Origin of the sequence: Pseudomonas sp. JY-Q, assembly GCF_001655295.1 — a bacterium.
GTDB classification, from domain to species: Bacteria; Pseudomonadota; Gammaproteobacteria; order Pseudomonadales; family Pseudomonadaceae; genus Aquipseudomonas; species Aquipseudomonas alloputida.
In genome coordinates this window covers 943933-956462 of sequence record NZ_CP011525.1, presented here as the reverse complement: position 1 = coordinate 956462, position 12530 = coordinate 943933, and the positions used below count along the sequence as shown (strand labels likewise).

11 protein-coding genes are annotated in these 12530 nt (G+C 60.4%); 5 read left to right on the top strand and 6 right to left on the bottom strand.

All coding sequences use genetic code 11. The features are described from left to right. Positions 1-10: 10 nt before the first annotated feature. The 3 genes from dnaJ to grpE form a co-directional block, all read right to left on the bottom strand. Entirely contained in the window at positions 11-1135 is a 1125-nt protein-coding gene (gene dnaJ / locus AA098_RS04220; protein ID WP_003249931.1) for a molecular chaperone DnaJ, read from the bottom strand. A 198-nt stretch (positions 1136-1333) separates the two neighbouring features. Continuing rightward, a complete protein-coding gene (gene dnaK, locus AA098_RS04215; RefSeq protein ID WP_003249929.1) occupies positions 1334-3259 on the bottom strand; it encodes a molecular chaperone DnaK in 1926 nt (641 codons plus the stop codon). Positions 3260-3360: 101 nt separating this feature from the next. After that, positions 3361-3918, bottom strand: coding sequence for a nucleotide exchange factor GrpE (grpE, locus tag AA098_RS04210; protein ID WP_010955367.1), 558 nt, complete (start codon positions 3916-3918; stop codon positions 3361-3363). Positions 3919-4110: 192 nt separating this feature from the next. Here grpE and recN point away from each other — a divergent pair, with 192 nt between their 5' ends. Both recN and AA098_RS27980 read left to right on the top strand, forming a co-directional pair. Further along, positions 4111-5784 (top strand): DNA repair protein RecN, encoded by a 1674-nt coding sequence (recN, locus tag AA098_RS04205; protein WP_003249924.1) that lies wholly within the window; start codon positions 4111-4113, stop codon positions 5782-5784. Between the two features lie 120 nt (positions 5785-5904). Further along, a protein-coding gene (locus AA098_RS27980) for an IS3 family transposase (RefSeq protein WP_085983016.1) occupies positions 5905-7259 on the top strand; the annotation gives its coding sequence in 2 pieces (ribosomal slippage) (positions 5905-6378 and positions 6381-7259; 1353 coding nt in all). A gap of 230 nt (positions 7260-7489) precedes the next feature. Here the strand turns inward: AA098_RS27980 and fur are convergent. Further along, positions 7490-7894: a ferric iron uptake transcriptional regulator gene (gene fur, locus AA098_RS04190; RefSeq protein WP_003249922.1), complete on the bottom strand. Its 405-nt coding sequence runs from the start codon at positions 7892-7894 to the stop codon at positions 7490-7492. A gap of 97 nt (positions 7895-7991) precedes the next feature. On the opposite strand from fur, the gene AA098_RS04185 reads away from it, so the two are divergent. Continuing rightward, positions 7992-8528: an outer membrane protein assembly factor BamE gene (locus AA098_RS04185; RefSeq protein WP_003249918.1), complete on the top strand. Its 537-nt coding sequence runs from the start codon at positions 7992-7994 to the stop codon at positions 8526-8528. 63 nt (positions 8529-8591) lie between these two features. Here the strand turns inward: AA098_RS04185 and AA098_RS04180 are convergent, their stop codons facing one another. Continuing rightward, positions 8592-9026 carry a type II toxin-antitoxin system RatA family toxin gene (locus tag AA098_RS04180; protein ID WP_003249916.1) on the bottom strand — a complete coding sequence of 145 codons (435 nt, stop codon included), beginning with the start codon at positions 9024-9026 and terminating at the stop codon, positions 8592-8594. A gap of 163 nt (positions 9027-9189) precedes the next feature. Between AA098_RS04180 and smpB the strand changes: the two genes are divergently transcribed. After that, on the top strand, positions 9190-9672 hold the full coding sequence (smpB, locus tag AA098_RS04175; RefSeq protein WP_003249914.1) for an SsrA-binding protein SmpB: 483 nt from the start codon (positions 9190-9192) through the stop codon (positions 9670-9672). A gap of 162 nt (positions 9673-9834) precedes the next feature. Here the strand turns inward: smpB and AA098_RS04170 are convergent, their stop codons facing one another. Then, entirely contained in the window at positions 9835-10602 is a 768-nt protein-coding gene (locus AA098_RS04170) for an FCD domain-containing protein (protein ID WP_003249911.1), read from the bottom strand. 256 nt (positions 10603-10858) lie between these two features. Between AA098_RS04170 and AA098_RS04165 the strand changes: the two genes are divergently transcribed. Beyond that, a complete protein-coding gene (locus AA098_RS04165; RefSeq protein WP_003249910.1) occupies positions 10859-12529 on the top strand; it encodes a lactate permease LctP family transporter in 1671 nt (556 codons plus the stop codon). Position 12530 lies beyond the last annotated feature (1 nt).

The window sequence follows — 12530 nt, the reverse complement described above, 5'->3', positions numbered from 1 at the left end:
CTGTTCCTTGTCAGAGATCGCCGAAGAAGCGCTTCACACCATCGAACCAGCCGCTGGCCTTGGGCGAGTGGGAACTGTCACCTTCCAGCGAATCACGCAGCTCTTCGAGCAGCTCACGCTGACGGCGACTGAGATTGACCGGGGTTTCTACGGCCACACGGCACAGCAGGTCACCCGCACCACCACCACGCACCGGGGCAACACCCTTGCCACGCAGACGGAACTGCTTACCAGTCTGGGTGCCTTCCGGAATCTTCAGCTTCACGCGACCATCCAGGGTCGGCACTTCCAGCTCGCCGCCCAGGGCAGCATCGGTGTAGCTGATCGGCACTTCACAGTACAAATGCTTGCCATCACGCTGGAAAATCTCGTGCTCACGCACGCTGATCACCACGTACAGGTCGCCAGTCGGGCCACCATGAGTACCGGCCTCGCCCTCACCCGACAGACGGATGCGGTCGCCGGTATCGACACCTGCCGGCACCTTGACCGACAGCGTCTTGTATTCCTCGACACGACCTTCACCGTGGCACGAAGTGCACGGGTCGGTAATGATCTTGCCTTGGCCATGGCAGCGCGGGCAGGTTTGCTGCACCGAGAAGAAGCCTTGCTGCATGCGCACCTGGCCGATACCACCGCAGGTCGGGCAGGTCGACGGGGTCGAGCCCTTCTTGGCACCGGAACCGTCGCAAGGCTGGCAGTTGACCAGGGTAGGCACGCGGATGCTGACCGTGGTGCCACGCACCGCTTCTTCCAGGTTCAGCTCCAGGGTGTAGCGCAGGTCGCTACCGCGCTGAGCACCGCCTCGACCACCACCGCGGCCGCCGCCGAAGAAATCGCTGAACACATCGCCGAAGATATCGGAGAAATTGGCACCACCAAAGCCGGCACCACCGCCACCCATGCTTGGGTCGACACCCGCATGGCCATACTGGTCGAAGGCCGCACGCTTGCTCGCGTCTGACAGCACTTCGTAGGCCTCGTTGGCCTCCTTGAACTTGTCTTCCGATTCTTTATCGCCCGGGTTGCGGTCCGGGTGATATTTCATCGCCAAACGGCGGTAAGCCTTCTTGAGGTCCGCTTCAGTGGCGCCGCGCTCGACACCCAGGACCTCATAATAATCACGCTTGGACATAGGTCATTTGCACCTTGTTGGGCGTGTGGCATCTGCGCCACGCCATCAGCACCCGCCTGCTACCCATTAAGAGCCGCTGACAGATGCTGTAAAAATTCTCGAATTCCAGATACGCCAACGCGGGAGCAAGCCCCCGCGCGGCGACATCCTACCAGCTCACCGGCAAACGACGGTGAACCGGCCGACAACATGCAGGGATTACTGCTTGTTGTTGTCTTTCACTTCTTCGAACTCGGCGTCAACCACGTCATCGTGCTTGGCTTCCGGCTCGGCCTGCTGCGCGCCACCCTGAGGCTGTTCAGCCGACTGCTCGGCGTACATCTTCTGGGCAACCGGGGCAGAGACCTTGGACAGCTCTTCAACCTTGGCGTCGATGGCAGCCTTGTCGTCGCCTTTGACAGCGGCTTCCAGGGCAACAACGGCGGCCTCGATGGCGGTTTTCTCTTCAGCGGTAACCTTGTCACCTGCGTCAGCGACCATCTTGCGGGTCGAGTGCACCAGCGCGTCACCCTGGTTACGGGCAGCAGCCAGCTCTTCGAACTTGCGGTCTTCCTCGGCGTTGGCCTCGGCGTCACGCACCATGCGCTCGATCTCTTCGTCCGACAGGCCGGAGTTGGCCTTGATCACGATCGACTGAGTCTTGCCGGTGGCCTTGTCTTTCGCACCTACGTGCAGGATGCCGTTGGCGTCGATGTCGAAGGTTACTTCGATTTGCGGAACGCCACGCGGTGCTGGCGGAATGTCAGCCAGGTCGAACTTGCCCAGCGACTTGTTCTGCGCAGCCTGCTTACGCTCACCTTGCAGCACGTGAATGGTCACGGCGCCCTGGTTGTCGTCGGCAGTCGAGAACACCTGCGACTTCTTGGTCGGGATGGTGGTGTTCTTCTCGATCAGCGCGGTCATCACGCCGCCCATGGTTTCGATACCCAGGGTCAGCGGGCTGACGTCCAGCAGCAGTACGTCTTTTACGTCACCGGCCAGTACCGCACCCTGGATGGCAGCACCCATGGCGACGGCTTCGTCCGGGTTGACGTCCTTGCGCGCTTCTTTACCGAAGAAGTCGGCCACTTCTTTCTGCACCAGCGGCATGCGGGTCTGACCGCCGACCAGGATCACGTCGTCGATCTTGCTGGCGTCGATGCCGGCGTCTTTCAGGGCGATGCGGCAAGGCTCGATGGTACGCTTGACCAGGTCTTCGACCAGCGACTCCAGCTTGGCGCGGGAGATCTTCACGTTCAGGTGCTTAGGACCGGTGGCATCTGCAGTGATGTACGGCAGGTTGACGTCGGTCGACTGAGCGGACGACAGCTCGATCTTGGCTTTTTCTGCGGCTTCTTTCAGGCGCTGCAGGGCCAGAGGATCGTTCTTCAGGTCCATGCCCGACTCTTTCTTGAACTCGTCGACAAGGTAGTCGATCAGGCGCATGTCGAAGTCTTCGCCACCCAGGAAGGTGTCGCCGTTGGTAGCCAGTACTTCGAACTGGTGCTCACCGTCGACTTCGGCGATTTCGATGACCGAAACGTCGAAGGTACCACCACCCAGGTCATAAACGATGACGGTGTGGTCGCCCTTGGCCTTGTCCATGCCATACGCCAGTGCAGCGGCAGTCGGCTCGTTGATGATGCGTTTTACGTCCAGGCCAGCGATGCGGCCGGCGTCTTTGGTCGCCTGACGCTGGCTGTCGTTGAAGTAGGCCGGAACGGTGATGACCGCTTCGGTGACTGGCTCGCCGAGGTAGTCTTCGGCGGTCTTCTTCATTTTCTTCAGGACTTCGGCGCTGATCTGCGGCGGAGCCATTTCCTTGCCAGCAGCCTCGACCCAGGCGTCACCGTTGTTCGCCTTGACGATCTTGTATGGCACCAGCTTGATGTCTTTCTGCACGACATCTTCTTCGAAGCGGCGGCCAATCAGGCGCTTCACTGCGAACAGAGTGTTGTGCGGGTTGGTGACTGCCTGGCGCTTGGCCGACTGGCCAACCAGGATTTCGCCATCGTTGGCGTATGCCACGATCGAAGGGGTAGTACGCGCACCTTCGGCGTTTTCGATGACTTTGACGTTACCGTTTTCCAGAATGGAGACGCACGAGTTGGTGGTCCCCAGGTCGATACCGATGATTTTGCCCATGTTAACTCTCCCGAAACTTGAATTTGGTAGCAGCGACTACTTTGGCCAACTGCGGTAATACTTGAAGGCTTGACACCTAGATGGGGATGCCCCGAAGGATTTCAAGCCTTTTCATTGATCGAGGGTTGCGCCGCGCTCGGCGCCTTGCTGACCACCACCATGGCGGGGCGCAGCAGGCGGCCGTTCAGCAGGTAACCCTTCTGGAACACGTTCAGCACGCTGTTTGGCTCGACCTCGGCGTTTTCCTGCATGGCCATGGCCTGGTGGTGCTCAGGGTTGAACGGCTGGCCGTGCGGGTCGACAGCTTCAAGGTTGTAGCGCTTGAGGGTGTCCTGGAACATCTTCAGGGTCAGCTCGACCCCTTCGCGGATTTGCTTGACGTGCTCATCGTCGGCACTGGAGTGAGCCAGGGCCAGTTCCAGGCTGTCGATCACCGGCAGCAGGTCGCTGGAGAACTTCTCCAGGGCGAACTTGTGGGCTTTCTCCACATCCTGCTCGGCACGACGGCGTACGTTCTGCAGGTCGGCAACGGCGCGCAGCGCCTGGTCCTTGGCTGCGGCCAGCTGTTCCTCGAGCTCCAGAACACGGGTATCAGCTGCATTGCCTGCACCGGTTTCTTCCACGTTAAGGTCTTTCTCGTTCAGCTGCTCATCAGCCATGGGGTCTCTCCTGCGCAATTTTGTGGACTGCGAGCCAGGCTCGCCTTGGATGTCGGCTATATGGGGCCGGAAAAACCAGGTTCAAGGGGCAAGGTGGTTTTCAAGGCTGCAACAGAATCTGCGAAGGGGCATTGGCAGGCCTGAAAAAAGTACTGTATAAATAACCAGACCTGATTTCCGGGAGCCGCCCCCATGCTGGTGCACCTGTCCATTCACAACTACGCCATCGTCGAGCACCTCGACCTCGAAATCGCCCGTGGCATGTCCGTCATCACCGGCGAGACCGGTGCCGGCAAATCGATCATGCTCGACGCCCTCGGCCTTGCCCTGGGCGACCGTGCCGACAGCGGCGTGGTGCGCCCCGGCACCGACAAGGCAGACATCCTGGCCACCTTCGACCTGGTGGACATTCCCGAAGCGCACACCTGGCTGGCCGAGCGCGACCTGGACAACGAAGGCCTGTGCATCTTGCGCCGGGTGATCACCGCCGAAGGCCGCAGCCGCGGTTACATCAACGGCACGCCCTGCCCGCTCGGCGACCTCAAGGCGCTGGGCGAACTGCTGATCGATATCCACAGCCAGCACGAGCACCAGTCCCTGCTCAAGACCGACACCCACCGCCGCCTGCTTGACGAGTATGCCGGCGCCGTCGACCTGGCCCGCCAGGTACAGCTTGCAGCCAAGCGCTGGAACCAGACCCGCCTGGAGCTGGAGCGCCTGTCCAACTCGGGCGACGAGCAGCGCGCCCGCCACCAGTTGCTCAGTTACCAACTGGAAGAACTGGACAACCTCGGCCTGGGCGAGCACGAACTGGAGCAGTTGGAGCAGGAACACAAGAACCTGACCAGCGCCGAAGCCCTGTTCGGCATCTGCCGCCAGGTCATCGACCAGTGCAGCGAGAGCGATTCGGGCAATGTGCTGAGCGCCCTCACCTCCAGCCTCAACCGCCTGGGTGCCGCCACCAACTCGCCCAAGGCACTGAACGAAGCGGCCAACCTGATCGCCAGCGCGCAGATTCAGGTCGAGGAAGCCGTGGGCGAACTCAACCGCTTCCTCGACAACTTCGACGCCGACCCGATGCGCCTGCAAGCCCTGGAAGAGCGCCTGGACACCATCTACACCCTGGCGCGCAAACACCGGGTGCATCCCACCGAGCTGCCCCACCTGCAACAGCAACTGATGGAGGAGCTGGAAGGCCTTAACGCCAGTGACGAGTCGATCGAGCGGCTGGGCGAAGAGCTTGCCGCCTACGCCCAGCACTATAAAGAGAAGGCGCGCGAACTCAGCGGCCTGCGCCAGCAAGCGGCGCAGCAGCTGGCGGGCGCGGTGGAGCAGGAAATCCAGCGCCTGGGCATGCCTGGCGGGCGCTTCTGCATCGAACTGACAGCGAACGAAGGCGCCGAACTGTCACCCCATGGCCTGGAGCAGATCGAACTGCTGGTCAGTGCCAACCCTGGCCAGCCGCTCAAGGCACTGGCGAAGGTGGCGTCGGGCGGTGAACTGTCACGTATCAGCCTGGCGATCCAGGTCATTACCGCGCAGACCTCGCGCATTCCTACCCTGGTGTTCGACGAAGTCGACGTGGGTATTGGCGGGCCAACGGCAGAAATCGTCGGCCAACTGCTGCGGCGCCTGGGCGAGCGCGGCCAGGTACTGACCGTGACCCACCTGCCGCAGGTGGCGGCGCAGGGGCATCACCATTTGTTCGTGCACAAGGTGCGCAACAGCGACACCACCCACACCGCCGTGGCTAGCCTGGGCAAGCGTGAGCGCGTGGAAGAAGTGGCGCGGATGCTCGGCGGGATCGACCTGACCAAGGAATCCCTGGCCCATGCACGCAAGATGGTGGTGAGCGGCAAGGCCTGAGGCCCTACCCGGCAGACGCGGTCAATGTGGGAGCAACTGTCTTGCTCAATTTCTAAAAGCTGGCGCGATCCTTGGACTGCCCCCAAGAAGTTGGACACTAATCCAACCCTTGGGGGATCTATGGGTAAGTACACCGAGCAATTCAAGCTCACAGCGATCACAGCCTACCTGGATGGCAGCAACGGTTTCCGAAAGGTGGCTCAACACTTAGGTATCGATTTCAGCCTGCTTCGACGCTGGGTGGCCAGTTATCAGGCCAATAATGGCATTGGTCCAGGCTCGCATGGGCGGCGCTATACCAGTGATTTCAAACAGCAGGTGCTTAGCTATATGCACGAGCATCGGCTTTCGCTGCGCCAGACCGCTGCCCACTTTGGTCTTGGGCAGTCCTCTCAGATAGGCATTTGGCAGCGGCAGTACTACAGTGGCAGTCCTGCACCCTCTACTGCCATCAAGCCAAGAAAGCCAATCGACGTGTCGAAGAAGATCAAGCCTGCCAAACCCACCGATACCAATGATGATCAGAAGTCTCGAGATCAGCTGATGGCTGAACTTGAGTACCTGCGCATGGAGAATGCTGTCCTAAAGGAGCTCAAGGCTCTGCGCGAGGAAAAGGAACGAACACGCGGGAAAAAGTCCTGATCGTTTCCAAACTCAAGCGCAGGTTTCCTTTGCCTGACCTCCTTCAGTTGGTCGAGCTGGCGCGCAGCACCTTCTACTACCAGCTCAAAGCTCAGCAGAAGCCAGACCGGCATGCTGAGCTCAAGGCATTGGTGCATCGCGTCTACCACGAGCAGAAAGGGCTTTATGGTTATCGCCGTATCGCACTCGTAATCAGGAAGGAAAAGCGGGTGAACAAGAAGGTCATTGAACGGCTGATGGCTGAGCAGGGATTGAAATCAGTAGTGCGCCCCAAGAAATATCGCTCCTATCGAGGTACCGTCGGTAAAGTGGCAGCGAATGTACTGGAGCGAAATTTTATCGCTCAACGCCCAAACCAAAAGTGGGTGACTGACGTAACCGAGTTCAAAGTAGCTCAACAGAAGCTCTATCTGTCGCCCGTGATGGATTTGTACAACGGCGAAATCGTGGCCTACGAAATGGCCAGCCGCCCGTGCTATAGCCTGGTTGGGAACATGCTTGGCAAAGCGCTCGATTGCCTGGGAGAGAAACCGAAGCTCGTGCTGCATTCGGATCAGGGATGGCATTACCAGCAGGCGCAATACCGCCGTAAGCTAAGCGAATGTGGGGTAAAGCAGAGCATGTCTCGAAAAGGCAATTGCCTGGACAACGCGGCCATGGAAAGCTTCTTCGGCACGCTCAAGTCTGAGTTTTTCTACCTGAAGCGTTTCGAGAGCATTGATGAGCTGAGAGCGGGTCTGGATGAGTACATTCACTACTACAACCATGATCGCATCAAGCTGAGGCTCAATGGCCTGAGCCCTGTGGAGTACAGGGCTCAGGCTGCAGCTTAAAACTGTCCAACTTTTGGGGGGCAGTCCACCCTGTGGGAGCGGCCTTGCGTCGCGAAAGGGTCGCAAAGCGGCCCCAGGATTTCAGCTTCAACCCACCTATCGCTGGGGCTGCCCGGCAGCCCTTTCGCGACGCAAGGCCGCTCCCACAGGAATCTCACACTCTTTCTAGCCCGGCTATAAAGCACAAAGGCGACCCGAAGGTCGCCTTTGCTATCCATAACGAAAAATCGTTACTTCTTCTTACGCACGTACAGGACCAGATTGTGGTCCACCAGCTCGAAGCCATGCTCGGCCACGATTTCGCGCTGGCGCTTCTCGATTTCGGCGTCCATGAATTCGATGACTTCACTGGTATCCACGTTCACCATGTGGTCGTGGTGACCGCCATCAGCCAGCTCGAACACTGCATGACCGCCGTCGAAGTTGTGGCGAACCACCAGACCCGCCGCCTCGAACTGGGTCAGCACGCGATAGACGGTGGCCAGGCCTACATCCTCGCCAGCCTCCATCAGCGCCTTGTAGACATCCTCTGCACTCATGTGACGCTGCTCGGTAGAGTCGAGCATCTGAAGGATCTTGACTCGAGGCAGGGTCACCTTGAGGCCGGCTTTGCGCAATTCGCTATTTTCAACCATGGTCAGCTTTCTCGCCGATGCTGCTTCGCAGCTTCTCTTAATACGGGTATGATCGGGGTTTACGTTGTCCAGCCAAGATAGTGGAAGTCGCCCACCGATGCAAAACACCAAGCTCTTGCTAACCAGCCTCACCCTAGTGGGACTGCTCGCACTCGCCGGTTGCTCGTTTCCCGGGGTTTACAAAATCGACATCCAGCAGGGCAATGTCGTCACGCAAGACATGATAGACCAATTACGCCCGGGAATGACCCGCCGGCAAGTAAGGTTTATCATGGGCAACCCGCTGATTCAGGACACTTTCAACACCAATCGTTGGGATTACCTGTACAGCCTGCAGCCTGGTGGCGGTAAGCGCCAGCAAGAACGCATGAGTGTATTTTTCAACGAAAGCGATCAACTGGTCAGCCTGTCTGGCGACTTCATGCCAGGCGTCAGCCGCGATCAGGAAATCCTCGGTGGCAGCAGCGACACCACCGTCAGCCCGGCCACCGAGCCAGGCCAGGCCGAACAGCCGGCAGCGCAACCTGTAGAAAAACCGGCCAAGCCTGGTTCGACCGAAGAGTCCATCCAGCGCGAGATCGACACCATCGAGACCACCCCGGTCCCGACCCCGGCACCGCTGGAAACCCGCTAAGCGGGAACAGCAGATGCAAAAAAGCCCGGACCTGGTCCGGGCTTTTTGTTTGCGCCTTATACGTCAGGCATTCAATTGCTTGGCACGCTGGCAGAACGCATCGACCAGCGTATTCGCCGCCTGATTGAATAGCGGGCCCAACGTGGCGCGCACAATCGGCCCGGCGTAATCGAAGGACAGGTCCAGGCTGATCTTGCAGGCTTTTTCACCCAGCGGCTTGAACACCCAAACACCATGCAGCTGGGTGAATGGCCCTTCTTCGAGGTTCATCTCGATGGACTGCCCCGGCACCAGCACGTTACGCGTCACGAAGTGCTGGCTCATGCCCCCCTTGGCCACTTCGAGCTTGGCACGCATGTGTGTATCGCTGGTTTCGATCACCGTCGAGGCCGAGCACCACGGCAAAAACTCAGGGTAGCTGGCCACATCGTTGACCAGATCGTAAAGCGCCTGGGCGGGGTATGGCAGCAGGGCGGAGCGTTGAATATGGGTAGTCATCCAGGCGTCACTTCCAAGGCTGGGTGGCGGCGCTTCGCAGCGTGCCGAAAACAGGTTCTGTGCGTATGACAGGGTTTGTATTGTCCGGTATTCATTCCAGTGGCTCAAGCACACCGAAATCCCATAGCGGACGACGCGCGGACTTGCCTATAATGCCGCCCCTATGGCTAAGCAAAAAAAACATCCGACCGGGACCATCGCGCAAAACAAGAAAGCGCGACACGATTACTTCATCGAACACAAGTTCGAGGCCGGGCTGGTCCTGTCCGGCTGGGAAGTAAAAAGCCTGCGAGCCGGCAAGGCGCACCTGACTGACAGCTACGTGCTGCTCAAGGACGGTGAGGCCTGGCTGTTCGGCAGCCACATCACCCCGCTGACCACGGCCAGCACCCACGTCATCGCCGACCCTACACGCACCCGCAAGCTGCTGCTGAACAAGCGCGAGCTCGAGCGCGTGGAAGCGGCTGTGGCGCAAAAAGGCTACACCTGTGTGGCTTTGGCGCTGTACTGGAGCAAGCACCTGATCAAGTGCGAAATCGCACTGGGCAAGGGCAAGAAGGAATTCGACAAGCGCGACACCATGCGCGAACGCGATTCCAACCGCGAGCTGCAGCGGGCTGTGCGGAACAAGGGCAAGGAAGAGTAACCAGCCTGCCTGGCCGCTATGGGAGCGGCCTTGTGTCGCGAAAGGACTGCGAAGCAGCCCCAGCAATCTGCGCATCGACGCCGATCCTGGGGCCGCTCTGCGACCCTTTCGCGACGCAAGGCCGCTCTCACAGGCCCCGCGTTACAGCACAAAAACGCGCTCTCAGCGCCCGCTGCGCCGCTCCGCCCGTGCCACCCGCTGCGCTTCTTCGTGCGCCTCATGCAGCACCTCCTGCACATACAAAATGTGCCGGCTGGACACCTCTCGCGCATCTTCCGCCCTGCCCTCGACAATCGCCAGGTACAGTTCCCGGTGCTGACTGATCAGCATGTCCCGGGTTTCGGTGCGCTGCTGGTACATGCCCCCGATGTTGGTCACCACGTTGCGTTTGAGCAGGTCGAACAAACCCCGGATGGTGTGCAGCAACACCGCGTTATGGCTGGCCTCGGCGATCGCCAGGTGGAAGCGCGCATCAGCCGCGCCCTCCTCCGCACGGGTCACCTCATCGACCCTGGCATAGCAGTCCTGCAGCGTATCGAAGGCCGCCTTCAACCGTGCCCGGTCCGGCTCGGTGGCACGCTGGGCAGCGTAATAGGCGCAGGACGCCTCCAGGGTATGGCGGAACTCGAGCAGGTCACGCTGCGCTTCGGCACTGTGCTCGAGCAACTGCAGCAACGGGTCGCTGAAGGTGGACCCCAACGACTCCGCCACAAAATTGCCCCCGCCCTGACGGCTGACCAGCAGCCCCTTGGCCACCAGCTTCTGGATCGCCTCACGCAGTGACGGGCGGGACACACCAAACTGCTCGGCCAGGACGCGCTCGGCCGGCAGCCGCTGCCCCGAGGTCAGCGTGCCTTCCAGAATCATCCCTTCCAGCCGATCGACAATGTCGTCGGACAGGCGCCGTTGGCGTACCTGATCAAAAACCATCACATGCTCTCCACAAACCCCCGGCAAATTTCAGGGGGTGCCTATTCTCGCCGATCCAGGCCACGCAAACACCCATCAAGCCGCGATTTTCCGAGCACATCAGACGCCCGCTCATCGGCACGCGACCAAAGTTTTGCACGGGACAAATTGACACACCCACGGCAGCGCTTTTAACCTAGCGTCCAGCCATTGTAAATTGGTCTTACCAATTATCCAATGCCAGTGCCTGACCAACAACAATTAGGGGCCACCCCATATGCAAACCTGGCAACAACTCTATAGCCCGCTTGGTAGTCTTGGCCTGTCCGCACTGGCGGCGGTCATCCCTATCGTGTTCTTCTTCCTGGCCCTCGCCGTGTTCCGCCTCAAGGGCCACGTAGCGGGCAGCATCACCCTCGCGCTGTCGATCCTGGTGGCGATCTTCGCCTTCCAGATGCCTGTCGACATGGCCCTCGCCGCCGCAGGTTACGGCTTCCTCTATGGCCTCTGGCCAATTGCCTGGATCATCGTTGCCGCGGTGTTCCTGTACAAACTCACGGTCAAGAGCGGCCAGTTCGAAGTGATCCGCAGCTCGGTGCTGTCGATTACCGACGACCAGCGCCTGCAAGTGCTGCTGATCGGCTTCTGCTTCGGCGCCTTCCTCGAAGGTGCGGCAGGCTTTGGCGCACCGGTGGCCATCACGGCCGCACTGCTGGTGGGCCTGGGCTTCAACCCGCTGTACGCTGCCGGCCTGTGCCTGATCGCCAACACCGCGCCAGTGGCCTTCGGCGCCTTGGGCATCCCGATCATCGTGGCCGGCCAGGTCACCGGTATCGACGCCTTCCACATCGGCGCCATGACCGGCCGCCAGCTGCCGCTGCTGTCGCTGTTCGTGCCGTTCTGGCTGGTGTTCATGATGGACGGCCTGCGTGGCGTGAAGGAAACCTGGCCTGCCGCCCTGGTCGCCGGCCTGAGCTTTGCCGTCACCCAGTACTTCACCTCGAACTTCATCGGCCCGGAACTGCCAGACATCACCTCGGCACTGGCCAGCCTGATCTGCCTCACCCTGTTCCTGAAAGTCTGGCAGCCCAAGCGTGCGTTCAGCGAGGCCAAAGGCAGTGTCGGCGCAGCCGTTGTGCAGCCAAGCGGCAGCCAGCCTAGCCCGTACAGCTTTGGCGAGATCTTCAAGGCCTGGTCGCCGTTCCTGATCCTCACCGTGCTGGTCACCATCTGGACCCTGAAGCCGTTCAAGGCGGCTTTCGCTCCGGGCGGCGCGATGTACAACTTCGTGTTCAACTTCGCCATCCCGCACCTCGACCAGCTGGTGATCAAGACCGCACCGATCGTTGCCGCGCCGACCGCCATGCCGGCGGTGTTCAAGCTCGACCCGATCTCCGCCACCGGCACCGCGATCTTCCTTTCGGCGCTGATCTCGATGGCGGTGCTGAAGATCAACTTCAAAACTGGTCTTACCACTTTCAAAGAAACCTTCTGGGAACTGCGCTGGCCAATTCTGTCGATCGGCATGGTGTTGGCTTTTGCCTTCGTCACCAACTACTCGGGCATGTCCTCGACCATGGCCCTGGTGCTGGCCGGTACCGGCGCCGCGTTCCCGTTCTTCTCGCCGTTCCTCGGCTGGCTGGGCGTGTTCCTGACCGGCTCGGACACCTCGTCCAACGCCCTGTTCAGCTCGCTGCAGGCCACCACTGCGCACCAGATCGGGGTCAACGACACCCTGCTGGTGGCGGCCAACACCAGCGGCGGCGTAACCGGCAAGATGATCTCGCCGCAATCGATCGCCGTGGCCTGCGCCGCTACCGGCCTGGTCGGCAAGGAATCCGACCTGTTCCGCTTCACCGTCAAGCACAGCCTGTTCTTCGCCACCATCGTCGGCCTGATCACCCTGATCCAGGCTTACTGGCTGACCGGCATGCTGGTTCATCACTAAA

Coding starts and splice junctions, on each gene's coding strand:
- dnaJ (WP_003249931.1), bottom strand. CDS start 1,135: ATGTCCAAGCGTGATTATTATGAGGTCCTGGGTGTCGAGCGCGGCGCC.
- dnaK (WP_003249929.1), bottom strand. CDS start 3,259: ATGGGCAAAATCATCGGTATCGACCTGGGGACCACCAACTCGTGCGTC.
- grpE (WP_010955367.1), bottom strand. CDS start 3,918: ATGGCTGATGAGCAGCTGAACGAGAAAGACCTTAACGTGGAAGAAACC.
- recN (WP_003249924.1), top strand. CDS start 4,111: ATGCTGGTGCACCTGTCCATTCACAACTACGCCATCGTCGAGCACCTC.
- fur (WP_003249922.1), bottom strand. CDS start 7,894: ATGGTTGAAAATAGCGAATTGCGCAAAGCCGGCCTCAAGGTGACCCTG.
- AA098_RS04185 (WP_003249918.1), top strand. CDS start 7,992: ATGCAAAACACCAAGCTCTTGCTAACCAGCCTCACCCTAGTGGGACTG.
- AA098_RS04180 (WP_003249916.1), bottom strand. CDS start 9,026: ATGACTACCCATATTCAACGCTCCGCCCTGCTGCCATACCCCGCCCAG.
- smpB (WP_003249914.1), top strand. CDS start 9,190: ATGGCTAAGCAAAAAAAACATCCGACCGGGACCATCGCGCAAAACAAG.
- AA098_RS04170 (WP_003249911.1), bottom strand. CDS start 10,602: ATGGTTTTTGATCAGGTACGCCAACGGCGCCTGTCCGACGACATTGTC.
- AA098_RS04165 (WP_003249910.1), top strand. CDS start 10,859: ATGCAAACCTGGCAACAACTCTATAGCCCGCTTGGTAGTCTTGGCCTG.